Annotated in this window: 20 protein-coding genes and 1 riboswitch; of the genes, 15 read left to right on the top strand and 5 right to left on the bottom strand. The window is 71.4% G+C overall.

The features are described 5' to 3' along the window. Positions 1-85: 85 nt before the first annotated feature. The 3 genes from OG897_RS19470 to OG897_RS19460 are packed head-to-tail and all read right to left on the bottom strand — an operon-like array spanning position 86 to position 2,329. A complete protein-coding gene (locus OG897_RS19470) occupies positions 86-322 on the bottom strand; it encodes a hypothetical protein (protein WP_266658466.1) in 237 nt (78 codons plus the stop codon). Further along, positions 319-1,533, bottom strand: coding sequence for a hypothetical protein (locus OG897_RS19465; protein ID WP_266658465.1), 1,215 nt, complete (start codon positions 1,531-1,533; stop codon positions 319-321). Before OG897_RS19465 ends, OG897_RS19470 begins: the two co-directional genes overlap by 4 nt. Before the next feature lie 43 nt (positions 1,534-1,576). Continuing rightward, positions 1,577-2,329 carry a hypothetical protein gene (locus tag OG897_RS19460; protein ID WP_266658464.1) on the bottom strand — a complete coding sequence of 251 codons (753 nt, stop codon included), beginning with the start codon at positions 2,327-2,329 and terminating at the stop codon, positions 1,577-1,579. A gap of 929 nt (positions 2,330-3,258) precedes the next feature. On the opposite strand from OG897_RS19460, the gene OG897_RS19455 reads away from it, so the two are divergent. Next, positions 3,259-7,068 carry a S8 family serine peptidase gene (locus OG897_RS19455; protein ID WP_266658463.1) on the top strand — a complete coding sequence of 1,270 codons (3,810 nt, stop codon included), beginning with the start codon at positions 3,259-3,261 and terminating at the stop codon, positions 7,066-7,068. Positions 7,069-7,175: 107 nt separating this feature from the next. Here the strand turns inward: OG897_RS19455 and OG897_RS19450 are convergent, their stop codons facing one another. Then, positions 7,176-8,186, bottom strand: coding sequence for a helix-turn-helix transcriptional regulator (locus OG897_RS19450; protein WP_266658462.1), 1,011 nt, complete (start codon positions 8,184-8,186; stop codon positions 7,176-7,178). A gap of 249 nt (positions 8,187-8,435) precedes the next feature. Further along, positions 8,436-8,623: riboswitch (cobalamin riboswitch) on the top strand. A 267-nt stretch (positions 8,624-8,890) separates the two neighbouring features. Between OG897_RS19450 and OG897_RS19445 the strand changes: the two genes are divergently transcribed. From OG897_RS19445 to OG897_RS19400, 10 genes are all read left to right on the top strand, one after another. Then, positions 8,891-10,390, top strand: coding sequence for a CoA-acylating methylmalonate-semialdehyde dehydrogenase (locus OG897_RS19445; protein ID WP_266658461.1), 1,500 nt, complete (start codon positions 8,891-8,893; stop codon positions 10,388-10,390). Further along, entirely contained in the window at positions 10,387-11,547 is a 1,161-nt protein-coding gene (locus tag OG897_RS19440; RefSeq protein ID WP_266658460.1) for an acyl-CoA dehydrogenase family protein, read from the top strand. The genes OG897_RS19445 and OG897_RS19440 overlap by 4 nt, the downstream gene beginning before the upstream one ends. A gap of 26 nt (positions 11,548-11,573) precedes the next feature. Next, the gene (locus OG897_RS19435) at positions 11,574-12,704 is read left to right on the top strand and encodes an enoyl-CoA hydratase/isomerase family protein (protein WP_266660329.1); all 1,131 of its coding nucleotides are present in this window, start codon (positions 11,574-11,576) and stop codon (positions 12,702-12,704) included. After that, positions 12,698-13,753, top strand: coding sequence for a 3-hydroxyisobutyrate dehydrogenase (gene mmsB / locus OG897_RS19430; protein ID WP_266660327.1), 1,056 nt, complete (start codon positions 12,698-12,700; stop codon positions 13,751-13,753). The genes OG897_RS19435 and mmsB overlap by 7 nt, the downstream gene beginning before the upstream one ends. Beyond that, positions 13,750-14,526, top strand: coding sequence for an enoyl-CoA hydratase (locus tag OG897_RS19425; protein WP_266658459.1), 777 nt, complete (start codon positions 13,750-13,752; stop codon positions 14,524-14,526). The genes mmsB and OG897_RS19425 overlap by 4 nt, the downstream gene beginning before the upstream one ends. Before the next feature lie 179 nt (positions 14,527-14,705). Next, positions 14,706-16,073: a carbohydrate-binding protein gene (locus OG897_RS19420; protein ID WP_266658458.1), complete on the top strand. Its 1,368-nt coding sequence runs from the start codon at positions 14,706-14,708 to the stop codon at positions 16,071-16,073. A 257-nt stretch (positions 16,074-16,330) separates the two neighbouring features. Next, positions 16,331-16,720: a cell division protein SepF gene (locus OG897_RS19415; protein ID WP_266658457.1), complete on the top strand. Its 390-nt coding sequence runs from the start codon at positions 16,331-16,333 to the stop codon at positions 16,718-16,720. A 102-nt stretch (positions 16,721-16,822) separates the two neighbouring features. Further along, the gene (locus OG897_RS19410; protein ID WP_266658456.1) at positions 16,823-17,980 is read left to right on the top strand and encodes an AAA family ATPase; all 1,158 of its coding nucleotides are present in this window, start codon (positions 16,823-16,825) and stop codon (positions 17,978-17,980) included. A 110-nt stretch (positions 17,981-18,090) separates the two neighbouring features. After that, the gene (locus OG897_RS19405) at positions 18,091-18,462 is read left to right on the top strand and encodes a nucleotide pyrophosphohydrolase (RefSeq protein WP_266660325.1); all 372 of its coding nucleotides are present in this window, start codon (positions 18,091-18,093) and stop codon (positions 18,460-18,462) included. Positions 18,463-18,606: 144 nt separating this feature from the next. Next, a complete protein-coding gene (locus OG897_RS19400) occupies positions 18,607-19,143 on the top strand; it encodes a DUF6099 family protein (RefSeq protein WP_266658455.1) in 537 nt (178 codons plus the stop codon). 11 nt (positions 19,144-19,154) lie between these two features. Here the strand turns inward: OG897_RS19400 and OG897_RS19395 are convergent, their stop codons facing one another. After that, positions 19,155-19,502: a hypothetical protein gene (locus tag OG897_RS19395; RefSeq protein WP_266660540.1), complete on the bottom strand. Its 348-nt coding sequence runs from the start codon at positions 19,500-19,502 to the stop codon at positions 19,155-19,157. A 246-nt stretch (positions 19,503-19,748) separates the two neighbouring features. Here OG897_RS19395 and OG897_RS19390 point away from each other — a divergent pair, with 246 nt between their 5' ends. The 4 genes from OG897_RS19390 (at position 19,749) to OG897_RS19375 (ending at position 25,805) form a co-directional block, all read left to right on the top strand. Beyond that, positions 19,749-20,672, top strand: coding sequence for an LLM class F420-dependent oxidoreductase (locus OG897_RS19390; RefSeq protein ID WP_266658454.1), 924 nt, complete (start codon positions 19,749-19,751; stop codon positions 20,670-20,672). Positions 20,673-20,731: 59 nt separating this feature from the next. Beyond that, positions 20,732-21,640, top strand: a complete 909-nt coding sequence (gene mmuM / locus OG897_RS19385; protein ID WP_266658453.1) for a homocysteine S-methyltransferase — start codon at positions 20,732-20,734, stop codon at positions 21,638-21,640. Positions 21,641-21,732: 92 nt separating this feature from the next. Beyond that, entirely contained in the window at positions 21,733-23,244 is a 1,512-nt protein-coding gene (locus OG897_RS19380) for a 3' terminal RNA ribose 2'-O-methyltransferase Hen1 (protein WP_266658452.1), read from the top strand. Further along, entirely contained in the window at positions 23,241-25,805 is a 2,565-nt protein-coding gene (locus OG897_RS19375) for a polynucleotide kinase-phosphatase (RefSeq protein WP_266658451.1), read from the top strand. Before OG897_RS19380 ends, OG897_RS19375 begins: the two co-directional genes overlap by 4 nt. The last annotated feature ends 86 nt before the right edge of the window (positions 25,806-25,891 follow it).

Raw genomic sequence — 25,891 nt, 5'->3', positions numbered from 1 at the left:
CTGCCCGCGACATCGCAGTCGACGATCGACTCTCCGCGCTGGACAACTGGCCGCACGCGGGCTTCGCAGGCTGTGTGATCCGTGCTCAGGGCGTCCAGTGCCGGTATGCCTCCACCCAGGCCCCCTCGGGGGCTGGTTCGGGCGGCGGCGGGTCGAATATGCCGATCGCTGGACGGGGTCGGCCGTGGCGGCACAGGGCGACGATGTCGCTGTCGGGCCGGTCCCGGACGGCGACCGCCGCCGCCGTGGCACCGAGTGCGGTCGTGCCGAACGGCAGGGTGAGACGGTCCTCGACGGTCGCGTGCAAGGCGGCGAGCCTCATCGCGTGCGCCGCCTTTGGCTGCGCAGGAGTTCGGCGAGGCGGGTGCCGACCGGGGTGATGCCCGGCAGGGGCTCGTGGTCGTAGTGGCTCTTCTTGCGGCGGCGCAGCAGTTCCTCGCCGTCCTGCTCCCAGGTGAACGCCGGCTTGCGCAGGAGGGCGCGGAAGACGGCGTCGGCGTTGTCGGGGTGCCGTTGGACGAGGCGGCGGATGACCATGGGGGAGACGGAGTCGTCGTTCAGATACTCCCTGAGCTGCGTCAGGGACGCGCGGTCACGGGCCAGGGCCGGATCGGCGAACAGTGCGTCGAGGCGGCCGAAGTCGGCGTAGTAGCAGAAACCTTCGGTCTCGTCGCAGATCACGCCGACGGTGTCCGCGTCGCGGAGATCTTCGGGCAGGGCACTCAGCTCGTCGAGGGACGGGCCTTCGCGGCGGGCCTTCGCGGCGGCCTTGTCGTCGAGGTCGGCGAGGATCTTTTCCTGCCGGTGACGGTGGTACTCCCGCATTCGGTCCTGCGCCTCACCGGGGGTGAGGATCAGCAGGTCCGTGCCGAACAGTTCGATGAAGTCGGCGCGCGTTTCGGCCTGCATCTCCCAGCCCTTGCGCAGCAGTTCGGGGTTGCGGCGCAGCAGTTGTGGATGAGCCGTGAGGGTCTGGACGGCGGCCTGTGCCAACTCCGCGCCGTAGCCGCGCGGGTAGGTGGCGAGGTTGCCGGTGATCAGCCAGGCGTCGGTGTCGGGGTGGAGGGGCACGATCCGGACGGCGGTGAACATCCCCTTGCGGAGTTTCTTCAGGGCGCGCCAGCCCATGTTGGAGTGGACCCGGTAGACGAGGTCGTCAAGCAGGTTGTGCAGGGTCGCGGCGCTGCGGTCGACGTGCTGGACCTCGAAGATCCCCTCGACCACGTCGCGCCAGCCGAGCAGCATCGCCCGTTCGTCGTCCGGCAGCGGAGGCCGACGCTGGGCCACGAATTGCTCTACCACCGTGGAGCCGCCCGCCAGCCGGTACTGCAGGGCGAAGTGGTCGATCGTCTCGACGGCGGTCGCCTCGTCGAGATGGCCGAGGCGGTCCGCGGCGTCGTCGAGCCGGGCCTCCAGGCGCCTCGCGTAGCGCGGCCCCTGCGCGAACGCCACCAGTTCGCCCTTGAGGTCTCCGCTCCGTGCCACCAGCCTGTCGATCTGGGGAGGAGCCATGGGGGAGTCGTTGTGTTCCACTGCTACATCCTGCCTGTGCGTTCGGGGCCCGCGGGGTGGGGGGTCAGAGGCCGGAGGACCGCGGGTGGTCCGTGAATTCCTGGGCGAGCTGTTCGGCGTTGAGGGTACGTACGGCGGAATCGACGGCAGCGCGGCCGGTGAGGTCGATGCCCCGCGCGGTGAGGGCGGCGGAGACCTGCTTGGCGAGCCCCCGCGCTGCCTCGTCGTCGAAGGCGGCACGGAAGACGGGTGCGTGCACGTCGACCGCGGCGACGACGGGAGCGGTCCACGACTTGCCGACACCGCGCTCGGCGAGCGCGAACGTCAGCCACTGCCGCAGGAACGCGGGCAGCAGCGCGCGCTGATCCTGGTCCAGTACGGCCTTGCGGGGCAGACAGTCCTCGCCGATCTCTTCTGCCGCATCGGTACGGGAAGCGGTGAACGCGTCCAGCAGACGGGCCTGTTCGGTCTCCTGGAGCGGCCGGTGCTCGGGCCGGCCCGGCAGGTGGTCCCGGCAGCGGGCCCGGTCCAGCGCCCTGAGTCCGACGATGTCCATGTCGTCGCGCCGGGGCCAGGTCACGTCCCTCACACGCACGGCGGCGGCGAGATCCGCGAGCACCTCGCCGGGGTCGTGCTCGGCCGTCGGCATCGGCACCTCGTCGGGCTCCCGCACCACCTCCCAGGCCGCGACGGCCCCTGGCGTCAGCAACGCCAACGTGTCGACCAGCGGGCCGCCCACCTCGGTGACCCGCGCCATCAGCGCGTGCGGGACCGGGCCGTCGTACTCGACGAACAGCCCCCGCTCGCTGTCCCACACATCCGCCGCGCACCAGGCCCGTCCCGGACGGTGCGGCTCGGCCGCGTGCCAGAGCCGCGTGCCAGAGGGGAAGCGGCTGGTAGTCGGCCAGGGTCTCCACCGCACCTCACGGCACAACCGGTGCTCCGGTTCGCACTCCGTCGTACTGGCAGCCGACCGGGCCTCCCGCAGCACACGGTCCGACAGCCGCAGAGGAAGCGGCGAGCGGCGTACGGGCCTCCTGCTACCGCCGGGGTTACGGCGGCCACGGCACTTCGGCATGGCGACGAGTCTGGCAGAGCGGGATCGGGCGCGGACCAGATGGTCTGGAAAGTCCCCCACGGGGCGAAAGGAGCCAACGGAGCGTACGGAGCGGGGGACGACTGACGGTGTTCGCCGCTGCCCCGGGAGTGGTCTCAGGTCCGGCTCGCCGGGAGACGCCATCAACTGCGCTGGCACCAGTTGTGCGGCCGTTTCCACGCCTCAGGACCTAGGCCCGTAACCGTCCCCCGAAAACGCCTGGAGGACGCCGTGACCGCCGAACTTCCCGACTGGCTGATCCCGCCCAGAAGGCTCTGTCCCCGTCCCCTTCCCGCTCGACATCGATCTCGACGCGCTCGTGCCGTGCCGCCGCCCCGTTGGCAGCGGGGCGTCACGGGCCGCTTGTCGGGTGCCTCGGGCGAGGAGGCAAGTCGCGTGTCGTAGAGGTGACATGTCGCGATCGCGACAGCCGCTGGGGTGGCGTTCGTGCCGAACCTGCGAGAGGTCGAGCGGGTGGGCGCGCGGGTGCTAGGACACGGTGATTCCGCCGGTACGCGCGGAGGAGTACGCCGTGTCGTCTTGGCGACATGTCGTAAGCGCGGCACGGAAAAGGCTGGTGCGGCGATCACCGGGGCCCGAGTCTGTAGCCGCACCGCGTGTCCGTTTCCTTGCCCCCTGGAAAGGTTCCGATGCACAGACGGCTTCGCCCCGCCGCCGCTCTGGCGGCAGGCGTCCTCATCGCCACCATGGCCCCCACCTCCTTCGCCGCGAGCGCCGCCCCAGCGCCCGCCGCCCCCGACGTGAACCCCACCGGGCGCCCCCAGGTCACCTCCGTCACGCTCGTGACCGGTGACCGGGTGCGGCTGGAGACCTTCCCCGGCGGCCGGAAGGCCGTCTCCGTCGAGCCCGCCCCGGGCGCTACGGAGGCCGACTTCACCCAGCTGGAAATCGACAAGCAGTTGTACGTGCTGCCCCGCGCCGCGCTCCCGTACCTCTCCTCCGGCAAGCTGGACCGGCAGCTGTTCAACATCACCTCCCTGGTCAAGCAGGGGTACGACGACGCCCACACCTCCGCCATCCCGCTGATCGCCCGCTACACCGGCGGCACGGACCCCACGTCCAAGGGGGCGCCTGCCGGTTCGCGCAAGGGCCTGGTCATCAAGAGCCTGCGGGCCTCCGCACTGAAGGCGGACAAGAAGCAGGCCGGGCGCTTCTGGAAGGCCATCGACGACGACGCGCTCGCCAAGAGCGGCACCGAGGGCGGCGCGAAGCCCCCTCCCTCGTCCAAGAAGGCGGCCTTCGAAGGCGGCGTCGAGAAGCTGTGGCTGGACGCGAAGGTGTACGCCTCCCTCGACCGCAGCACCGCGCAGATCGGTGCGCCCGAGGCGTGGAAGGCCGGTTACGAAGGACAGGGCGCGACCGTCGCCGTCCTGGACACCGGCATCGACGCCACCCACCCCGACCTGGCCGGGAAACTCGGCGAAGTACGCAACTTCACCAGCGACCCCACCGCGAAAGACGGACACGGCCACGGCACCCACGTCGCCTCCACCATCGCCGGCAGCGGCGCCGCCTCGGGCGGCTCGCGCAAAGGCGTGGCACCGGGGGCGAAGCTCCTGATCGGGAAGGTGCTCGACGACAAGGGCTCCGGCCCGACCTCCGCCATCATCGGCGGCATGGACTGGGCCGCCCGCTCGGGCGCCGACATCGTCAGCATGAGCCTGGGCGGCAGTCCCACCGACGGCACGGACGTACTCAGCCTCACCCTCGACGAACTCAGCGCGGAGACCGGCACCCTGTTCGTCGTCGCGGCGGGCAACACGGGCTCCGACTACTCGGTGGGCACCCCGGGCACCGCGGAGCGAGCGCTGACCGTGGGCGCCGTCGACCGGGACGACAAGCTGGCCCCCTTCTCCAGCCGAGGCCCGCGCGTCGGGGACAACGGCGCCAAACCCGACCTCACCGCTCCCGGCGTCGACATCGCCGCCGCCCGCGCCGCCGGCACGTCCATGGGCCGCCCGGTGGACGCGGCCTACACCGCCGCGTCGGGCACGTCCATGGCGACCCCGCACGTGGCGGGCGCGGCGGCGATCCTGGCCGGGCGCCACCCCGACTGGAGCGCCCAGCAGCTCAAGGACGCGTTGATGAGCACGACGCGTACCGCCCCCGACCAGACGGCCTACGAGCAGGGCGCCGGCCGGGTGGACGTGGCCCGCTCGGTGCGCCAGCAGGTGCGCGCCACCGGCACCACCACCTTCGGCACCCTGGCGTCGGACACGGGCGCGCGGCAGGTGAAGGTCACCTACACCAACGACGGTGACGCGCCCGCGTCGCTCACCCTGAACACCACCTTCGACAAGCTCTACGGCTCCCCGGCCCCGGCAGGTGCCGTGGGCGTCCCCCAGCAGGTCACCGTGCCCGCCCACGGCACTGCCGACGTCGCCGTGACCCTCGACACGCCCGCGCTGCCGGAGGGCGTGTACGGCGGACGCCTCACCGCCACCTCGGCCGACGGACAGGCCGTCGCGCACACCGTTCTCGCCGCGACGAAGGACCCGGTCAAGCACAAGGTCACCGTGCGCGGCGTCGACCGCGCCGGGAAGCCGGGCGAGATCTCCCCGCTGATCCTGCTGGGCCCCACGGGCCGCTTCGACGTCTTTCAGGAGGTGCCCGCGGGGCAGAGCGTGACGGTGGACCTGCCCCAGGGCAGCTACTACCTGCACGGCGTGATCACGCAGCACTCGGAGGACAACGTCATCAACAGCCTGGTGGTCGACCCCCAGTTGCGGGTGAGCGGTGCCACGGACCTGGTGCTCGACGCACGCAAGGCGGTACCCGTGGAGATCCGGACCCCCCAGCGGGCCGAGCAGCGGGGTCCGCTGGTCTTCTCCACCCGCTGGAAGAGGAAGGACCGGGAGTTCGTCAGCTACTTCACCAGCTCGCACAGCGGCGGACAGCTCCTCTACGTCACGCCCACCAAGGAGTTCACCGAGGGAACCTTCGAGTTCTCCTCGCGCTGGCAGCTGGCCGCACCGATGCTCGGCGCACGTGCGGTCTCCGCCACCGCCGCGGCCGGTGTCCCCGTCCGCCTGCTCCACAACTCTCCCGCCGTGGAAGGGGTACGACGCCTGCGGGTCGTCGACGCCGGTCGCGGACGCACCGAGGACTACGACGCGCTGCGCGCACGGGGCGTGGACGTCCGAGGAGCGGCGGTGCTCGTGGAACTGGAAGGGTCGGAGTACGACGAGGCGGTGACCTCGGCCGCCCGCGCCGGAGCCGCGGCCGCCGTCACCACCGCCGGGGGCAACAGGTACGCGGCCACGCCCTGGCAGCCGGTGAGCCAGCGGCTGCCGGCGATCGGGCTGTACGCCTCCCACGCCACCGCGCAGCGGCTGCGCGTGCCGGGCACCGGGCTGGAGTTGAAGGGGACCCCGGAGAGCCCCTACCTCTACGACGTCGTACAGCTCTCCGAGCAGCGCGTTCCCGAGCGCGTGGTCCACCAGGTCGGGCCGAGGAACACGGCCACCGTGACCTCGCGCTACCCGGCCACGAGCGGGGCACGGTACGTCGCGGAGAACCTGGAGTCCTGGCGTCCGTGGGAGGAAACGGCCCTCGCCCTGCGGTCCCGGTACGTCCGCACCGGGCAGGCGCGGACGGAGTACCTGAGCGGTCCCGCCGACACCCGGTGGCTGCACTGGGTCAACCCCCGCAACACCTGGGCGTTTCAGGCACTGGGGACGGGCATGCTCGGCCCCCTGCGCACCTACCGGCCCGGTGAGCACGTCACGGAGAGCTGGTACGCCCCCGTGGTACGCCCGGCGATCCCCCGAGGCGTCGAAGGACTCGCCCTCCGCAAGGGCGGCCAACTGACCATCGGCATACCCGAGTTCGCCGACACCGCCTCCGGCCACTACGGCTACGCCCTGCCCCGCAAGGACGCCGGTACCCCCTACCCCGACGAGACCCGCGCCGTACTGCGTCACGACGGCAAGGTCCTCGCCGAAGGCCCCCGGGCGTGGGGCGTCTTCCCCGCGGGCGGGGACGACGGCCGTTACCAGTTGGACCTCGACGTGCAGCGCACCAGCCCCGAGGGCACCCTCTCGCGGGCCACCAGCACCCGCTGGTCGTTCACCGGCCCTCGCCCGGCCGAGGGCAAGCAGTCCCTGCTTCCCCTCCTCCAGCTCGACTACGACGTGGCCACCGACCTCCGGGGCTCCGCCCCCGGCTCCGGGTCCTTCGTCTTCGGAGTGAGCGCCCGCCACCAGGACGGTCTGACGGGCCGTTCCGTGAAGGGCATGGAGGTGTCCGTCTCGTACGACGACGGCGGGCACTGGCAGGCGGCGAAGACCTCCGGACGGGGCGACGGCGCCTACCGCGTCCGGGTCACCCACCCCTCGACCGCCCGCACCAGCGGGTACGTCACGCTGCGGGTCCGCGCCTGGGACGACGCGGGCAATGAGGTGAGGCAGGAGATCGAGCGGGCGTACGCGCTGAGGTAGTACGCGAGGTCCGGAAGCCGCGACCACCCCCCGGCCGCGGCTTCCGTACGTCCTAGACAGCCGTACGTCCTAAGGCAGCCGTACGTCCTAAGGCAGTGCCGGTCGCGCTACGACAGCCAGTCGCGCCGCGCCGCCTGCCACACCAGCTGCGTACGCGACGTCGCGCCCGCCCGCTGCATCAGTGCGGTGATCCGGCGCTGCACCGTGCGGTGACTGACACCCAGCTGGCTGGCGATCGACTTGTCCGCCACGCCCGCGACGACCAGCGAGAGCAGATAGCGTTCGTCGTCAGCGAGACGGGCGCCCGGTCCCATGCCGCCGGCGAAGTCGGCCAGTACGCCCTCCTCGGTGACGTGCAGCGGGGTCCCCGCCGCCCACTGGATGTCGAACAGGGCGACGAGGGCGTCCAGGAGACTGCTGCTGCGGATGACGGCGGCGGTCGGCTCGCCCCGGGCGGCGGTCGCGCCGCCCGGCATCAGCGGGCAGACGGCGACGGAACTGTCCACGATCACCATGCGCACGGGCAGTGTGCTGGTGGCGCGGGCCGCTTCACCGGCGCGGATGCCCTGGGCAACGTTGTCGACCATGCCGGGTTGCTCCAGGCAGGCCCGTTCGTAGATCGCCTCGTAGCGGATGCCCTGAGCGAGCAGCTCGAACTCCTCGTCGTTGTCCTGGGCGCGCAGTGCCACCGGATCGGCTTTGCAGAACCACCGCAGGTCACTGCGGGCCCCGTAGGCGAGTTGGCGCAACTGCTGGCGGATGGCGCCGCTGCCAGTGATCACCTCGACCAGTTGCCCGGCGTCATGGCGCCGACCGTCCGCCCGGTACTCCTCGGCGAGCTGTTCCATTCCGCGCCGCGCCCACTCCAGCGCTTCCTGGCCGCGCGCCAGCAGGGGCTGCAGCGCCACGTCCGGCGGGACGGGTACGTACCGCATGCCGCCGTCGCCCGGCAGCCGTCCGACCAGACCTTTGTCGTGCAGGGAGGACAGAAGCAACGCCGCCTCGCGTTCCCGGATGTGGAGCCGTTGGACGATCTCGTCCACGCCCGCACCCCGTACTTCCACCAAGAGGCGGTAGACCCGCTCCTCCGCCGCCCCGACCCCTGCTATCTCCAGCACGCGCCTTCTCCTCGCCACGGCCCACCCCGAGCGGACGCCCACTGTGCCACCCATGATCGAACAGGATGCCTACCAAACGATCAGAAGACCACCACGGTTCGGACGGGAGTTCTCCCGAACCGCCACACGGGTCACCCTTGTTGGGGTCTGCGGTGGCCCGTCCTGCCTCGACTGTGAGCGGAGAACGGGCTTACAGGTGAGGGGAGTTAGTGGCGGAAGGTGGGGGGTGGACTTACTAGGACGTCCAACTATATCGTCGTGGGACAAGGTCCGCGGTGCAGGGAAGCCGGTGTGAATCCGGCACGGTCCCGCCACTGTGACCGGGGAGTGTGCTGTCACCACTCGCCACTGACGAGGCCCTGAGGGGCCGGTCGGGAAGGCGGGCGGCACGCGGAGATCCGGGAGTCAGGATACCGGCCGCGGAACGTTCCGTGTTTTCCACGAGGATGGAGCAGACACGCATGGCACCGGTTTGTACCCACGACCCTGGTGATCCGGCGGGGCGCACTCAACTCACCCTGCGCTCATAGGACTTCGAAACCCGTACGAGGGACCCGCCCGCGCCTCCCCGCGCGCGCATCGCCCCGTACGCGGTCCCGTCGTCCCCTGTCCCACGGCGTCCACCGGCACCGCACGCACCCGTGCGCCCGTCGGCGGTCCGCCGTGCCCTCCCCCGGATCTCACCTGACGAGAGCAGGCACTCCATGGTCCGAGAACTCACCCACTTCGTCGGCGGCAAGCACACCGTCGGCACCTCCGGCCTCTTCGGCGACGTGTACGACCCCAACGACGGCACGGTGCAGGCGCGCGTGCCCCTCGCGGGCCGCGCCGACACCGAGGCCGCCATCACCGATGCCGTCAACGCCCAGCACGAATGGGCCGGTTGGAACCCCCAGCGGCGCGCCCGCGTCCTGCTGCGCTTCCTCCAGCTCGTCGAAGAGGAGCGCGACTCCCTCGCCCGGCTGCTGTCGTCCGAGCACGGCAAGACCGTCGCCGACGCGCACGGTGACCTCCAACGCGGCCTGGAGGTAGTGGAGTTCGCAGCCGGGATTCCCCATCTCCTCAAGGGTGAGTTCACCGACAACGCGGGCACCGGCATCGACGTCCACTCGCTGCGCTCCCCGATCGGCGTCGTCGCCGGAATCACCCCCTTCAACTTCCCCGCGATGATCCCGCTGTGGAAGGCCGCACCCGCCCTCGCCTGCGGAAACGCCTTCATCCTCAAACCCTCGGAGCGGGACCCCTCCGTACCCCTGCGGCTTGCGGAACTCTTCCTGGAGGCCGGGCTGCCGCCCGGTGTCCTCAACGTGGTCAACGGCGGCAAGGAAGCCGTCGACACCCTCCTGGAAGATCCTCGCGTCGGCGCGCTCGGCTTCGTCGGCTCCACCCCGGTCGCCGCGCACCTGTACGCCACCGCGGCCGCCCACGGCAAGCGCGCCCAGTGCTTCGGCGGTGCCAAGAACCACATGATCGTGATGCCGGACGCCGACCTCGACCAGGCCGTCGACGCCCTCGTCGGCGCGGGTTACGGATCGGCGGGGGAGCGCTGCATGGCGATCTCCGTGGCCGTGCCGGTCGGCGAGGAGACCGCGGACCGGCTCGTCGCGGCGCTCAAGGAACGTGTCGGAGCCCTCCGGATCGGACGCTCCGACGATCCCGAGGCCGACTTCGGGCCCCTCGTCAGCAAGGACGCGCAGGAGTGGGTGCGCCGCTATGTCGACATCGGGGTCGTGGAAGGGGCGGAACTCGTCGTCGACGGACGGGACTTCATGCTCCCGGGACACGAGAACGGCTTCTTCGCCGGAGCCTCCCTCTTCGACCGGGTCTCCCCGAAGATGCGCATCTACCGGGAGGAGATCTTCGGGCCCGTGCTCTGCGTCGTACGCGCCGAGAACTACGAGGAGGCGCTGCGGCTGCCCAGCGAGCACCCGTACGGAAACGGTGTCGCCATCTTCACCCGCGACGGCGACACCGCCCGCGACTTCACCCGCCGCGTCAACACCGGCATGGTCGGCGTCAACGTGCCCATCCCGGTGCCCGTCGCCTATCACACCTTCGGCGGCTGGAAGCGGTCCGGCTTCGGCGACCTCAATCAGCACGGGCCCGACGCCATCCGCTTCTACACCCGTACGAAGACCGTCACCTCGCGCTGGCCCTCCGGGGCCAAGGAGGGCGCGAGCTTCACGATCCCGACCATGGGATGAGCGCCATGACGACCTCAGCCGTACTGTCGGAGGACCAACAGGCCCTCGTGGAGACGACGTTGGACTTCGCCCAGGACCAGCTGGCCCCGTACGCCGTCCGCTGGGACCAGGACAAGCACTTCCCCGTCGACGTGCTGCGCAAGGCCGCAGGGCTCGGGCTCGGCGGGGTGTACGTCCGCGAGGACGTCGGCGGCAGCGGCCTCGGCCGCTCCGACGGAGTCCTGATCTTCGAGGCACTGGCCTCCGGCTGCCCGTCCGTCGCGGGCTACCTCTCCATCCACAACATGGTCGCCTGGATGATTGACGCGTACGGCTCCGGGGAACAGCGAGCACGTCTGCTGCCCCGGCTGTGCTCCATGGAGGACCTCGGCAGCTACTGCCTCACCGAACCGGGCGCGGGCTCCGACGCCGCTGCCCTCACCACCCGCGCGGAGCGCGACGGCGACGACTTCGTCCTCACCGGGGTGAAGCAGTTCATCTCCGGGGCGGGCGTATCGCAGGTGTACGTCGTGATGGCGCGCACCGGCGGCGAAGGGGCGGGCGGCATCTCCGCGTTCCTCGTCGACAAGGACGACCCCGGACTCTCCTTCGGGCCGAACGAGACGAAGATGGGCTGGAACGCGCAGCCCACCCGCCAAGTCGTCCTGGACGGCGTGCGCGTCCGCGCCGACCGGTTGCTCGGGCGCGTCGGCGACGGCTTCCGCATCGCCATGAACGCCCTGAACGGCGGGCGGCTCGGCATCGCCGCCTGCTCGCTGGGCGGTGCCCGCAGTGCCCTCCACCAGAGCCTCACGTACCTCGCCGACCGGAAAGCCTTCGGAGGGCGGCTGCTCGACTCCTCCGCGCTCCAGTTCCGGCTGGCGGACATGGCGACGGAACTCGCCGCCGCCCGCTCGCTGGTGCAGCAGGCGGCCGGGGCGACGGACCGGGGCGACCCGGCGGCCCCACAGCTCTGCGCGATGGCGAAACGCTTCGCCACCGACACCGGATACTCCGTCGCCGACCGCGCCCTGCAACTGCACGGCGGCTACGGCTACGTGACCGAGTACGGCGTCGAGAAGATCGTCCGTGACCTCCGGGTCCACCAGATCCTGGAAGGAACCAACGAGATCATGCGCGTCATCGTGGCCCGCGGGCTGACGGAGGCGTTCCGGTGAGCCCGGTAAGCCGGGCGGCGAGCCCCGTGGACGCCTCCGGGGACGCTGTTCTGTGCGGTCGGGAGGGGCGGGCGGCCACCTTGGTACTCAACCGCCCCCGCGCCCTGAACGCCCTGAACCACGAGATGGTACGGGCCCTCGACGCGGCGCTGACCGCAGGGGAGCGCGATCCGGCCGTCGAGACGGTGGTGCTCACGGGGGCGGGGGAGCGGGGGCTGTGCGCGGGAGGAGACATCCGCAGCATCTATGAGGACGCACGTTCCGGGGATTCCCGGGGGTCTGAGGGGGCCGGGGCGAGTGCGTCGGGCGGTACGCCGGGAAGTGCCTCTGCCGCCTTCTGGCGGGACGAGTACCGGCTCAACTCCCGGATCGCGCGCTACCCGAAGCCGTACGTCGCCCTGATGGACGGCATCGTGATGGGCGGCGGCGTTGGCGTGAGTGCGCACGGAAGTGTCCGTATCGTTTCGGAACGCTCTCGCATCGCCATGCCGGAGACCGGGATCGGCTTCGTGCCCGACGTCGGCGGCACCTACCTGCTCGCCCTGGCACCCGGCGAGCTGGGCACGCATGTGGCGCTCGCCGGGGTCCAACTGGGCGCGCGGGACGCTCTGTTGTGCGGTCTCGCCGACCACTTCGTACCGCAGGCGGATCTGCCTCGGCTGCGGCAGGACCTGGCGCTGCGGCCGGTCCGTAACGTCCTCACGTCCTTCGTCCGACAGGCACCACCCGGCGAACTCGCCGAGCACCAGCACTGGATCGACGCCTGCTACAGCGCCGACACCGTCGAGGAGATCGTGTCCCGGCTGCGCGCCCACGGCTCGCGGGCGGCGGCGGAGGCCGCGGACACGCTCGCCACCAAGTCGCCCACCGCCCTGAAGGTGACGCTCACGGCCCTGCGCGGGGCGCGTGAACTGGGCCCCCTGGAAAGGGTCCTGGAGCAGGAGTACCGGGTCTCCTGCGCCGCTCTGACGTCGTACGACCTCGTGGAGGGCATCCGCGCGCAGGTGATCGACAAGGACCGTCGCCCGCGCTGGCGGCCCGCGTCACTGAGCGAGGTCACGCAGGCGGACGTCGCGCGCTACTTCGCACCGCCGCCCGGCGGCGACCTCTCCCTGTCCTCGTCCTCCGACTCGGCCTCGCAGGAGGTGCCCTGGTGAGCACTGTCGCCTTCATCGGGCTCGGCCACATGGGCGGCCCGATGGCCGCCAACCTCGTCAGGGCGGGCCACCGGGTCCTCGGCCACGACCTGCTCCCCGACCTGCTCGCCACGGCCGCCGCAACCGGAGTGGAACCGGCCGCATCGGCGGCCGAGGCCGCCGCGGCGGCGGACGTGGTGATCACGATGCTCCCTGCCGGGCGGCACGTCCTGGCCCTCTACCGCGAGCAGGGACTGCTGGCCGCCGCCCGTCCTGGCACCCTGTTCGTCGACTGCTCGACCATCGACGTCGCCGACGCCCGTACGGCCCACGAGGCCGCGGGAGCCGCCGGGATGCGGTCCCTGGACGCCCCGGTGTCCGGGGGAGTGGTGGGCGCGGAGGCGGCCACGCTGACCTTCATGGCGGGCGGTGACACGCCGGAGTTCACCGAGGCGGAGCCGCTGCTGGCGGCCATGGGGCGCAAGGCGGTGCACTGCGGGAAGCCGGGTGCCGGTCAGGCCGCGAAGATCTGCAACAACATGATCCTGGGCGTCTCGATGATCGCCGTCAGCGAGGCGTTCGTCCTCGCCGAGAGCCTCGGCCTGTCGCACCAGGCCCTGTACGACGTGGCTTCCACGGCGTCCGGCCAGTGCTGGGCGCTCACCGCGAACTGCCCGGTGCCGGGACCCGTGCCGGGCAGTCCTGCCAACCGCGACCACCGGCCGGGCTTCGCCGCACCGCTGATGGCCAAGGACCTGGGGCTGGCGGCGAACGCGGCGCGGGCGGGCGGTGTCGACGCGGAACTGGGCCTTCGTGCAGCCGAGTTGTACGCCGCCTACGCCCAGGGGACAGGTGCCGAGAAGGACTTCTCCGGGATCGTCTCGGCGGTCAGGGAACGGTCAGCAGTGAGTGCGGAAAGGGAACTCACGGCGGTCGTAGGTACGGAAAGGGAACGCGAGCCCGTCGTAGGTACGGAAGTCGTAGGTACGGAAAGGGAACCCGCGAGGGTGTCGCGTACGGAAAGGGAACCCACCCAAGTGCACAGGGGCACGGGCGAGGAGGACGCGTGAACACGTACGAGACCATCCGTGTCGAGCGCAAGGGGCGCACCGCGCTCCTGACCCTCGACCGGCCGCAGGCGCTCAACGCGCTCAACCTCCAGGTGATGAACGAGGTCGTCGCCGCGACGGCGGACCTCGACCGGGACCCGGACATCGGCTGTGTCGTCCTCACCGGCTCGCCCAAGGCGTTCGCCGCAGGTGCCGACATCAAGGAGATGCGGCCGCGAGGCTACCCGGACATGTACCTGAACGACTGGTTCAGCGCCTGGGACCGGCTCGGTGGCCTGCGTACGCCGACGGTGGCCGCCGTCTCCGGCTACGCACTGGGAGGCGGCTGCGAGCTGGCGATGCTCTGCGACATCCTGCTCGCCTCCGACAGCGCCGTGTTCGGGCAGCCGGAGATCAAACTCGGTGTCATCCCCGGCATCGGCGGCTCGCAACGGCTGACCCGGGCGGTCGGCAAGGCCAAAGCCATGGAGATGTGCCTCACCGGCCGCACCATGGACGCCGAGGAGGCCGAACGGGCCGGGCTGGTCTCCCGCGTGGTGCCCTCGGACGCACTCCTCGCCGAGGCGTTCGCCGTCGCCGAAACGGTCGCGGGGATGTCCCTGCCGGTGGCGATGATGGCGAAGGAAGCGGTGTCCCGGGCCTTCGAGACGACCCTCGCGGAGGGCGTGCGCTTCGAACGCAGGCTCTTCCACGCCGTGTTCGCGACAGCCGACCAGAAGGAGGGAATGGCGGCCTTCGTGGAGAAGCGCCCGCCGGACTTCACGCACTCCTGACGGCTTGCGGTCCCCGCCCTCTCCCGGAGGCGTTCTTACGGCGTCGACGGGAGCGGGCGGCCCGCGCCGGTGGCGCGAATGTGCCCCATAACACCGAGCGAGGGGGCAACTGGCAGTTCCCGCAAAGTGGTTGAAGGCTCCAATGTTCTCAGTGCCCCCTGAGAACGAGGAGACCCCCCATGCTCCACAGACACGCCAAAGCGGCCTGTGCCGCTTTCGCCGCGGTCGGTGCGCTCGTGCTGGCCGGGCTGCCGGGTACCGCGTCCGCCGCCCCCACCGCGCCCGCCGCCCCCACAGCGCCATCCGCCGCGGACACCCTGGGCGTCGGCGAGGCATCCCCCGAACTGCTGCGCGCCATGCAGCGCGACCTCGGCGTCACCGCCGCACAGGCCACGGCTCGACTGGCCAACGAAGCCGACGCCGGTGCCACCGCGGGCCGCCTGCAGAACGCGCTCGGCCGGGACTTCGCCGGAGCCTGGGTCCAGGGCGCCGACTCCGCGACCCTGACCGTCGCCACCACCGACACCTCCGACGTCGCGTCCATCACGGCACAGGGCGCCCGAGCTCTCGTCGTACCGCACACCCTGAAGCAGCTCGACGCGGCCCTCGCGAAGATCGACAAGGTTGCTGTCGGGAGTGCCGCGACGGCGGTGCCCGTGCGCTTCGTGAACGTCAGGACGAACAAGGTGACGCTCCAGGCGGTCCGACCGGCCGCCGCGAAGGCGCTCGTGAAGGCCGCGGGCATCGCCCCCTCGCTCGTCCGCGTGGAGGCGTCCGTACAGCAGCCGCGTCCGCTGTACGACATACGCGGCGGCGACGCGTACTACATGAACGGCAGCGGGCGCTGCTCCGTCGGCTTCGCGATCACCCGGGGCACCCAGCAGGGCTTCGCGACAGCGGGCCACTGCGGCCGGGCCGGAACCACCACCACCGGTTACAACCAGGTCGCCCAGGGCTCCTTCCAGGCGTCCACCTTCCCCGGCCGCGACACCGCCTGGGTCGCCACCAACGCCAACTGGACGTCGACTCCGAACGTCCAGGGCAGCGGTGTCCAGGTGGCGGGCTCCACGCAGGCCGCCGTGGGCGCCTCCGTCTGCCGCTCGGGGTCCACCACCGGCTGGCACTGTGGCACCATCCAGCAGCACAACACCAGCGTCACCTACCCCGAGGGCACCATCAGTGGTGTGACACGCACCACGGTGTGCGCCGAGCCCGGTGACTCCGGCGGCTCGTTCATCTCCGGCAGCCAGGCGCAGGGCGTCACCTCCGGAGGCTCCGGCAACTGCAGCTCCGGCGGCACCACGTTCTACCAGCCGATCAACCCGCTGCTCCAGGGGTACGGCCTGACGCTCACCACCACCAAGGACCCCGGTCCAGGTCCCGGTCCGGGTCCGGGTGAACCCGGCGGGACCTGGGCCGCGGGCACCGTCTACGCCACCGGAGCCCAGGTGACGTACGGCGGAGCCACCTACCGCTGCCTCCAGGGGCACCAGGCGCAGCCGGGGTGGGAGCCCCCGAACGTGCCCGCCCTCTGGCAGCGCGCGTGACCACCTCGTAGAGGTTGCGCCGAGCACCTGGAAGAAGGTGCTGGGCATCCCCTCACCGAGGTCGCGGCACCACAGTGGTCCGGCACCGAGCGTCACGGTGCCGGGCCGCTGTGGTGCCGCGGGGTGCCCTCCGGGGCGTCCGCGCGTCGGGGGAATGTGCGGCAGATCCCGATCCGTACCGTGTCGCTGGTAGGCCGTACGGGTGAGGGGCGTCAGAATTGCCGGATGCAGATACAGCGCGTGGGTGGGGTGGTCCGGTGAGCAGGTATGACGTCACCGACGAGCAGTGGGACGGGCTCGCCCAGGTGGTACCGCTGCGCAGCCGCAACGAATGGCCGTCCAGGACCGATCACCGCACGATGCCGCAGGAGTACGAGGCGGCTGAGCGGCGGCGGATGGTCGTGCTGCGGGTGGAGGTCTTCTCGGACGCCCGGGAGGTCGCCGAGTACCTGATCGCGCAGATCCCGGTACTGCTGGACCTGACCAGCGCGGAGACCGACGTGGCCAAGCGGATCCTGGACTTCAGCAGTGGTGTGGTCTTCGGGCTCGGCAGCGGTATGCACCGGGTGGACCGGAACGTGTTCCTGCTGGCCCCGGTCGGCATGGAGGTCGAGGGCGTCGAGGCGGCGGCGGTTCCCCGTGCGTGAGGTTCCCGTGGGCAGGGCCCCCGTGCGTCATGTCCCCCGTTCGTAGGAAGGCTGTAGAGGCGTAACGGTTCGTCACTGATGCGGATGCATAACGTCCGCATCATGACTGTGCCTTCGCCCTTACGGCTGCCCGTTCCTCCCGTCCGCCCGCACCGGCCCGAAGTCACCGAGCTGCGGCTCTCCGCCTTCGGCCCGCACCGCGGAGCGGTCTTCCCGCTCGGCCCGCTGACCTTCTTCGCGGGACCGAGCGGCAGCGGCAAGACGACCGTGCTGGAGATGTACGACGCGCTGGCCCGCCTCGGCGCGGGCGACGTGCTCGACGAGGTGTTCCCCGATCCGGCGGGCCGTGTCCCGGAGCGCGCGGTCGCCGACGGCCAGGGGAGGCGCGGCTTCCGGATCGGCTGCACCGTGGACGGCCCCGCCGGACCCGTACGGCTCGATCTGGCCGTCCAGGCGGAGCCGGAACTCCGCATCGTCAGCGAACGTTTGACGTGCGAGGGGCGGGAACTGCTGACCACCGTGCTGCGCGACCCGGGGCGGCGCACGGTGCAGGCTGCCTGGCACACGGCGGGCGCGGTCCCGGTGACGCGTGCGCCGCTGCCGGACGACCGGCTCGGGACGGCGTTGCTGCCGCTGCGGCTGGCGGGCCGGACGGAGGGGGAGCGGCAGGTGCTCGCCGCCGCCGAGCAGGTACTCGTGGCGCTGCGCTCGGTGTACGTGTGCGATCCGCAGCCGCAGCGCATGCGGGTGCCGGTCCCGGTGGACGAGGGGCTGTTGCGCCGGGGCTGCGACAACCTGGCCGCGGTGCTGCGGCGCACCGGGAAGGAATGCGCGATCCGGCACGCGGTGTTCGTCGCCGCGGCGAAGGAGGGCTGCGCGGGCACCGTCGAGGACCTGACGACGGAGGAACTGGCGGGACGGACGGTGCGCGCGGTGCTCGGCCGGGGCGCGCGGGGTGCGACCCCCTTCGGACGTCTCGGCGACGGCGAACTGCGCTACCTGGCCATCGCCCTCGTCCTGTTGACCGGGCCCGGGGTGCTGGACATGGCGTACGTGGCCGAGGTGCCGGACGCGTACCAGGCGCTCGCGGTGCTGGTCGACGGGTTCGACCGGGGGCTCGACGCCCGCCAGGCGCGGGCGATCGGGGAGCTGGCCGGGAAGATGTGCGGGCGCGGGCACATCAGGCTGGTCGGTACGGTGTCGGACGGCTCGGGGGTACGAGGGGTGGACGGGGCGACGGTGGTAGACCTGGGGACGTGAGCGACGAGGCGGAAGCGGTGGCGGGCGTGGACGAAGTGGACGAAGGGGAAGGAGCGGCTGAGGTGACGGGCGCGGAGGGCAGGACCGGGGAGGTGGGGGCGGCTGACGTGATGCGTGTGGCCGGGGCGGCGGGCTCCGTGCCCGACGTGGCCGCGCTTCAGCGGCGGCTTGCCGCGTTCGCGGCGGCACGGGACTGGGGGCCGTACCACACGCCGAAGAATCTGGCTGCCGCGCTGAGCGTCGAGGTCTCCGAACTGGTCGAGATCTTCCAGTGGTTGACGCCCGAGCAGTCCGCGCGCGTGATGGAGGAGCCGGAGTCCGCGCATCGCGTCGCCGACGAGGTCGCGGACGTGCTCGCCTATCTGCTGCAGTTCTGCGAGGTGCTGGGGATCGACCCGCTGGCGGCCCTCGCGGCCAAGATTGATCGCAATGAGACCCGGTTTCCCGTTCCGGAAAACGGAGTTCGTCACTCTTCGGAGTGACGACGATGTCCACAACCCTCGCTGTGTCCACAGATTTACGTATAGCCCTGGCTTTCCGGGCCCTTTCCCCTCACTCTGGGTAGTGAACTGAGGAGTGAGTGGGACCGCGGCGGGATGACAGCGGGACGGTAACGGGGGTGGCTGATGGACGCGGTGAGACTCGTCAGGGTCAGCAGACACGCGCTGGCGCGGAGTCAGGCGTCGCTGGAGATCCTGATGGAAGCGTGGCAGGCGCAGGCGCTGACCCAGGCGATCGGCGGAATGCTGGCGGTGAAAGGGCCGCCGGAACTCCGGGGCGAGGCACAGGGCCTCTGTGAGGCGGGCGGGCGGGGCTGCGGGACGATCGACTGGCTTCCGCCGGGCGACGGCGGGCGGGAGTGGTCCGGCTTACTCGTGGGGCAACCCCCCGATCACGGGCCGCGAGCCGCCCGCCTCACGGAAGTCCCGGACGCGCGAGGCGCGTTGGACGAGTTGAGCGGACTGCTGGGGGAAGTGGGGATCGCGCTGGTCGGGGTCGCCTGTGCCGCCGACGAGGGCGGGTTCTACTGGCAGACGATCGAGGCGATCGACGCCGCCGACGAGTCGAACGACCGGGTGCGCGGCCTGCTGCGCCGGCTCACGGTGTGGGAGCACGGCAGGTTGCAGGGCGCGGCCCATGACTCGGCGGCGGGGTCGTCATGACCCTGTTCCGGTCAGTAGGACCGGCCGAGATCGCCGGGATGACGCTCGCCGGACCGGCCCTCGTCGGACCGGGCGCTTCCGTACCGGCTGTCTCCGTGCTGGCCGTCTCCGTGCTGGCTTTCGCCGTGGCGGCCGGAGACGCGTTCCTCCCGGTGTTCCTCGACGGAGGGGCCGGTGGTCGGCGGGCGGTCGCCCGTCGTCTGAAGATCGGCGTCGAGCTGCGAGAGGTCGGCGGTAAGCGCCGCCATCAGTTCCTCCATCTGCTGCAACAGACCCTTCGGGGCGGCCTGCTGGCCCGGTACGGACTGCGGTACCGGATTCGCGGACGCGGCCTGTTCGGGCACGGCTTCCTGGGACATGGCGGCCTCCTCGGCCCTGGCCCTCCCGATGGGGGAGAGCGGTGTTGCTATCAACGCCCCGGCAACGGTCGTCGGCGCGCGGGCCGGGCTGTCCGGCTCCGCCAGAGCAAACGAATGCTGGGGGCACCGGTCACTGACACGGCAGTGCGAGGACCCTCACGTGGACGAATTTTCACTCGACCGGGCAGATGGGGGACAGATGAGACCAACGGGGTTGACGGCAGTTCGAAGGTGCAGGATGAAGTCATGGATCTTCGAATCTTCACCGAGCCCCAGCAAGGGGCGAGCTACGAGAAACTGCTGACCGTCGCCAAGGCCACCGAGGACCTGGGATTCGAGGCGTTCTTCCGCTCCGACCACTATCTGGCCATGGGGTCCGCCGACGGCCTTCCCGGCCCCACCGACGCCTGGATCACGCTCGCCGGGCTGGCGCGGGAGACCAAGCGGATCCGGCTCGGGACGCTCATGACGGCGGGCACGTTCCGCCTTCCCGGCGTGCTGGCCATCCAGGTGGCGCAGGTCGACCAGATGTCGGGCGGACGCGTCGAACTGGGCCTGGGGGCAGGCTGGTTCGAGGACGAGCACAAGGCATACGGAATCCCCTTCCCCAAGGAGAAGTTCGGGAGGCTGGAGGAGCAACTGGCGATCGTGACGGGGCTGTGGGAGACGGAGGTCGGCAGGACCTTCACCTACGAGGGGAAGCACTACCGGCTCACCGATTCGCCCGCACTGCCCAAACCGGCGCAGGCCAAGGTGCCGGTGCTGATCGGCGGCCACGGAGCGGTCCGGACGCCCCGGCTGGCCGCGCAGTACGCAGACGAGTTCAACATCCCGTTCGCCTCGCTGGACGACACCGCCCGCCAGTTCGGCCGGGTCAGGGCGGCGGCAGCGGAGGCCGGACGGAAGCCGGGCGATCTGGTGTACTCCAACGCCCTGGTGGCGTGCGTGGGCAAGGACGACGCGGAAGTGGCCCGCCGGGCGGCGGCCGTCGGACGGGAGGTGGACGAACTCAAGGCCAACGGACTGGCGGGCTCGCCCGCCGAAGTGGTCGACCGGATCGGGCAGTTCGCGGAGGTCGGATCGTCCCGGGTGTATCTCCAGATGCTGGACCTGGACGACCTCGACCACCTGGATCTGATCTCCTCGCAGGTGCTGTCCCAGTTGAACTGACGCCCACCGGGCGGACGCCCGCCCGCCGCCGGTCCCGTGCACGTCGTCCAGGAGTCACCGTGAAGCCCACCCGTACGCTCGCCGCCGCGCTCGCCGAAGGGGACCTCGTCCTCGACGGCGGGCTGTCCAACCAGTTGGAGTCGCAGGGCTGCGACCTCTCCGACGCGCTCTGGTCGGCCCGGCTCCTCGCGGACGCCCCCGAGCAGGTCGAGGCGGCGCACGCGGCGTACGTACGGGCGGGCGCCCGGGTGCTGATCACCTCCAGCTACCAGGCGACCTACGAGGGGTTCGCGCAACGGGGCGTCGGCCGGGACGAGGCTTCGGGGCTGCTGCGGCGCAGCGTCGCACTGGCCCGTGCGGCGGCACAGGGCGTGGAGCATCCCGTGTGGGTGGCGGCCTCGGTCGGGCCGTACGGCGCGATGCTCGCGGACGGCAGCGAGTACCGGGGGCGGTACGGGCTGTCGGTGGGGGAGCTGGAGCGGTTCCACCGGTCGCGGATCGAGACGCTGGCCGCAGCAGGGCCCGACGTCCTGGCCCTGGAGACGGTGCCCGACGTCGACGAGGCGCAGGCGCTGCTGCGTGCGGCCGAGGGGTGCGGCGTGCCGGTCTGGCTGTCGTACAGCGTCGAGGGGGAGAAGACCCGCGCCGGTCAGCCGCTGGCCGGGGCGTTCGCCCTGGCGGCGGGGAACGACCAGGTGATCGCGGTCGGCGTGAACTGCTGCGAGCCCGGGGACGTGGACCGTGCGGTGGAGATCGCCGCCGGGGAGACCGGCAAGCCGGTCGTCGTCTATCCGAACAGCGGTGAGGAGTGGGACGCGGCCGGGCGGGGCTGGCGGGGCGACGGCACGTTCGACGCCGCCCGGGTGCGGGGGTGGCAGGCCGCCGGGGCACGCCTGGTCGGCGGCTGCTGCCGGGTCGGGCCGGAGCAGATCGCCGCGCTGGCCGCGCGGGCACGGGCCCGGGACTGAGCCGTCGGACTGCCGCGCCGACTGCGACGTGGCTCTGCCAGGTCCCGTAAAAGCCATGGTCACAGTGGGCGAACCGGGCGATACTCGGACGCGTGTTCATGACGATCAGTACCACCGGAACCCAGGAACGCCCGGCGACCGATCTCGGATTTCTGCTGCACAAGCATCCCGACCGGAAGCAGTCGTTCTCCACCTCCCACGGCACGGCGCACGTCCTCTACCCCGAGGCGAACGCCGAGCGCTGCACGGCCGCGCTGCTCCTGGAGGTCGATCCGGTGGCGCTGGTGCGGCGCGGCAAGGGCAAGGGGCGCGGCGGCTCTCCCGACCTGGCGCTCGCCCAGTACGTCAACGACCGCCCGTACGCCGCGTCGTCGCTGCTCGCGGTGGCACTGAGCACCGTGTTCAAGAGCGCCCTGCACGGGGTGTGCAACGCCCGCCCGGAGCGCGTCGAGCAGCCGATGCCGCTGCGCATCGAGGTGCCCGCGCTGCCCGCGCGCGGCGGCGCCGAGCTGGTGCGGTCGCTCTTCGCGCCGCTCGGGTGGAGCACCGTGGAGGCGGTGCCCGTGCCGCTGGACGCGCAGTTCCCGGAGTGGGGCGAATCCCGCTACGTACAGCTGACGCTGGAGGGGGAGCTGCGGCTGGCCGATGCGCTGCGGCACCTCTACGTACTGCTGCCGGTGCTCGACGACTCCAAGCACTACTGGGTCTCGCCCGACGAGGTCGACAAGCTGCTGCGAGCCGGTGAGGGCTGGCTGCCGTCGCACCCCGAGCAGAAGCTGATCACCAGCCGCTACCTGTCGCGCCGTTGGGGGCTCACCCGGCAGGCGACACAGCGCCTCGAACTGGCGCGGCTCGCCGACGCCGACGACATCGCCGTCGAGGAGCTCGACAACGCGGTGGCCGAGGAGTCCGGGCCCGCCGAGGCCGACGAGCGTCCGACGCCGCTCGCCGAGCAGCGCCGCGAGGCGATCCTCGGTGCGCTGCGGGCGGCCGGGGCCGGGCGGGTGCTGGACCTCGGGTGCGGGCAGGGGCAGTTGGTGCAGGTGCTGCTGAAGGACGTGAAGTTCACCGAGATCGTGGGTGTCGACGTGTCCGTGCGCGCACTCACCATCGCCTCGCGGCGGCTCGGGCTGGACCGGATGGGCGAGCGGCAGGCCGAGCGCGTCTCGCTGATCCAGGGGTCACTGACGTACACCGACAAGCGGCTGACCGGGTACGACGCCGCCGTGCTCAGCGAGGTCATCGAGCACCTCGACCTGCCGCGGCTGCCCGCGCTGGAGTACGCGGTCTTCGGGGCCGCGCGACCGCGCACGGTGATCGTGACGACGCCGAACGTCGAGTACAACGTCCGCTGGGAGACCCTTCCGGCCGGGCACGTGCGGCACGGTGACCACCGCTTCGAGTGGACGCGGGAGGAGTTCCGTGGCTGGGCGGGCGAGGTGGCCGAGCGGCACGGGTACGGGGTCGAGTTCGTGCCCGTCGGGCCGGACGACCCGGAGGTGGGCCCGCCCACCCAGATGGCGGTCTTCACGATGACACCGGTCCACGAGAACACCACCCCTACCACCAGCGACGAAGCGAAGAAGGAGGCGAAGGCCGCATGAGCACCACCGCCGAAGAATCACCGAGCACCACCGCACCGCGCAGGCTGCCGGTCACCGACCTGTCCCTCGTCGTGCTCGTCGGAGCCACCGGCTCCGGCAAGTCGACCTTCGCGCGCAAGCACTTCAAGCCCACCGAGGTCATCTCCTCGGACTTCTGCCGGGGCCTGGTCGCCGACGATGAGAACGACCAGAGCGCCAGCCGCGACGCCTTCGACGTCCTGCACTACATCGCGGGCAAGCGCCTGGAAGCCGGGCGGCTCACCGTCGTCGACGCCACCAGCGTCCAGGCCGAGAGCCGCAAGCAGCTCGTCCAGCTCGCCAGGAAGTACGACGTCCTGCCGATCGCCATCGTCCTCGACCTGCCCGAAGAGGTCTGCGCGGCCCGCAATGCCCAGCGCCCCGACCGGGCGGGGATGCCCCGCCACGTCATCCAGCGGCACAAGCGCGAACTGCGCCGCTCGCTGCGCGGACTGGAGCGCGAGGGCTTCCGCAAGGTGCACATCCTGCGCAGCGTCGAGGAGGTCGACGCCGCGGAGATCGTCCTGGAGAAGCGCTACAACGACCTCACTCACCTCACCGGCCCCTTCGACATCATCGGCGACATCCACGGCTGCCGCTCCGAACTGGAAACGCTGCTCGCGAAGCTGGGCTACGAGGACGGGGCGCACCCCGAGGGACGTACCGCCGTGTTCGTCGGCGACCTCGTCGACCGGGGCCCGGACAGCCCCGGTGTGCTGCGCCGCGTCATGGGAATGGTGGGTTCCGGAAACGCGCTGTGCGTGCCCGGGAACCACGAGAACAAGCTCGGACGTTGGCTCAGGGGAAGGAACGTCCAGCACACCCACGGACTCGCCGAGACCATCGAGCAGTTGGAGAAGGAGAAGGACGGCTTCAAGGAAGAGGTGAAGGACTTCATCGACGGCCTGGTCAGCCACTACGTCCTGGACGGCGGCAACCTCGTCGTCTGCCACGCCGGGCTGCCCGAGAAGTACCACGGCCGCACCTCGGGACGCGTCCGCTCCCACGCCCTGTACGGGGACACGACCGGTGAGACCGACGAGTTCGGCCTGCCGGTGCGCTACCCGTGGGCCGAGGACTACCGGGGCCGTGCGGCAGTCGTCTACGGGCACACGCCCGTTCCGAACACCTCGTGGATCAACAACACCATCTGCCTGGACACCGGCGCGGTGTTCGGCGGGAAGATGACCGCGCTGCGCTGGCCGGAGCGCGAACTCGTCGACGTACCGGCCGAGAAGGTCTGGTACGAACCGGTCAGGCCGCTGCTCACCGAGGCACCCGGCGGGCACGACGGGCGTCCGCTCGACCTCGCCGACGTCATCGGGCGGCGGGTCGTGGAGACCCGGGAGCACGCCCGGGTCGCGGTCCGCGAGGAGAACGCGGCGGCGGCGCTCGAAGTCATGAGCCGGTTCGCCGTGGACCCGCAGCTGCTGGTCTACCTGCCGCCGACGATGGCACCCACGGGCACGTCGAAGGTGGACGGCTACCTGGAGCACCCCTCGGAGGCGTTCGCGCAGTACGAGGCGGACGGCGTGGACAAGGTCGTCTGCGAGGAGAAGCACATGGGCTCGCGAGCCGTGGTCCTGGTGTGCCGCGACGCGGACGTGGCACGGACGCGGTTCGGCACGGACGGACCCACGGGCGTCGTGCACACACGGACCGGGCGGCCGTTCTTCAACGACGAGACGGTCAGTGAGCTGGTGCTCGCCAGACTGCGGACGGCCGTGGACGAGGCCGGGCTCTGGGACGAACTCGACACCGACTGGATCCTGCTGGACGCCGAGTTGATGCCGTGGTCCCTCAAGGCGTCCGGGCTGCTGCGCCAGCAGTACGCCGCCGTGGGCGCCGCGTCGGGCGCGGTGTTCCCCGGCGCGGTCGCCGCCCTGGAGGCCGCCGTGGCACGAGGCGTCGAAGGCGCCGACGAACTGCTGGTCAAGCAGCGGGAACGGGCGGCGGACGCGGGCCTGTTCACGGAGGCATACCGGCGGTACTGCTGGCCGACGCAGGGTCTGGACGGGGTGCGGCTCGCCCCGTTCCAGGTGCTGGCCGTGCAGGGGCGTTCGCTGGCGGGCGTTCCGCACGATCGCCAACTGGCATGGCTGGACCGGCTGGTGGAGCACGACCCGACCGGGTTGCTGCACACCACCCGGCGGCTGGTCGTCGAGACCGGCGACGAGTCGTCGGTGCGGGCCGGTGTCGACTGGTGGCTGGAGATGACCGGCCGGGGCGGCGAGGGCATGGTCGTCAAACCGCTCGACGCGCTGGTGCGGGACGGCAAGGGGCGGCTCGTGCAGCCGGGTGTCAAGGTGCGCGGACGCGAGTACCTGCGGATCATCTACGGTCCCGAATACACCCGGCCCGAGCAGCTGACCAGGCTGCGGGAACGGTTCCTCGGCCACAAGCGGTCACTGGCGCTGCGCGAGTACGCGCTCGGGCTTGAGGCCCTGGAGCGGCTGGCCGACGGCGAGCCGCTGTGGCGGGTCCACGAAGCGGTGTTCGCGGTGCTGGCGTTGGAGTCGGAGCCGGTGGACCCGAGGCTCTGAACCGCCGCCCTGCCCGTCTTCGCGCTTCCCACCTGCGGAAACGGGCTGTGGACGGGGCGCTGTCAGTGCTGCCTCATAAGGTGTGA

The sequence above is a fragment of the Streptomyces sp. NBC_00237 genome, from assembly GCF_026342435.1.
Classification (GTDB): domain Bacteria; phylum Actinomycetota; class Actinomycetes; order Streptomycetales; family Streptomycetaceae; genus Streptomyces.
This window is presented reverse-complemented; position numbering and strand designations above follow the sequence as displayed.

Coding starts and splice junctions, on each gene's coding strand:
- OG897_RS19375 (WP_266658451.1), top strand. CDS start 23,241: ATGAGCACCACCGCCGAAGAATCACCGAGCACCACCGCACCGCGCAGG.
- OG897_RS19440 (WP_266658460.1), top strand. CDS start 10,387: ATGAGCGCCATGACGACCTCAGCCGTACTGTCGGAGGACCAACAGGCC.
- OG897_RS19410 (WP_266658456.1), top strand. CDS start 16,823: ATGACTGTGCCTTCGCCCTTACGGCTGCCCGTTCCTCCCGTCCGCCCG.
- OG897_RS19405 (WP_266660325.1), top strand. CDS start 18,091: ATGCGTGTGGCCGGGGCGGCGGGCTCCGTGCCCGACGTGGCCGCGCTT.
- OG897_RS19400 (WP_266658455.1), top strand. CDS start 18,607: ATGGACGCGGTGAGACTCGTCAGGGTCAGCAGACACGCGCTGGCGCGG.
- OG897_RS19445 (WP_266658461.1), top strand. CDS start 8,891: ATGGTCCGAGAACTCACCCACTTCGTCGGCGGCAAGCACACCGTCGGC.
- OG897_RS19420 (WP_266658458.1), top strand. CDS start 14,706: ATGCTCCACAGACACGCCAAAGCGGCCTGTGCCGCTTTCGCCGCGGTC.
- OG897_RS19390 (WP_266658454.1), top strand. CDS start 19,749: ATGGATCTTCGAATCTTCACCGAGCCCCAGCAAGGGGCGAGCTACGAG.
- OG897_RS19395 (WP_266660540.1), bottom strand. CDS start 19,502: ATGTCCCAGGAAGCCGTGCCCGAACAGGCCGCGTCCGCGAATCCGGTA.
- OG897_RS19455 (WP_266658463.1), top strand. CDS start 3,259: ATGCACAGACGGCTTCGCCCCGCCGCCGCTCTGGCGGCAGGCGTCCTC.
- OG897_RS19470 (WP_266658466.1), bottom strand. CDS start 322: ATGAGGCTCGCCGCCTTGCACGCGACCGTCGAGGACCGTCTCACCCTG.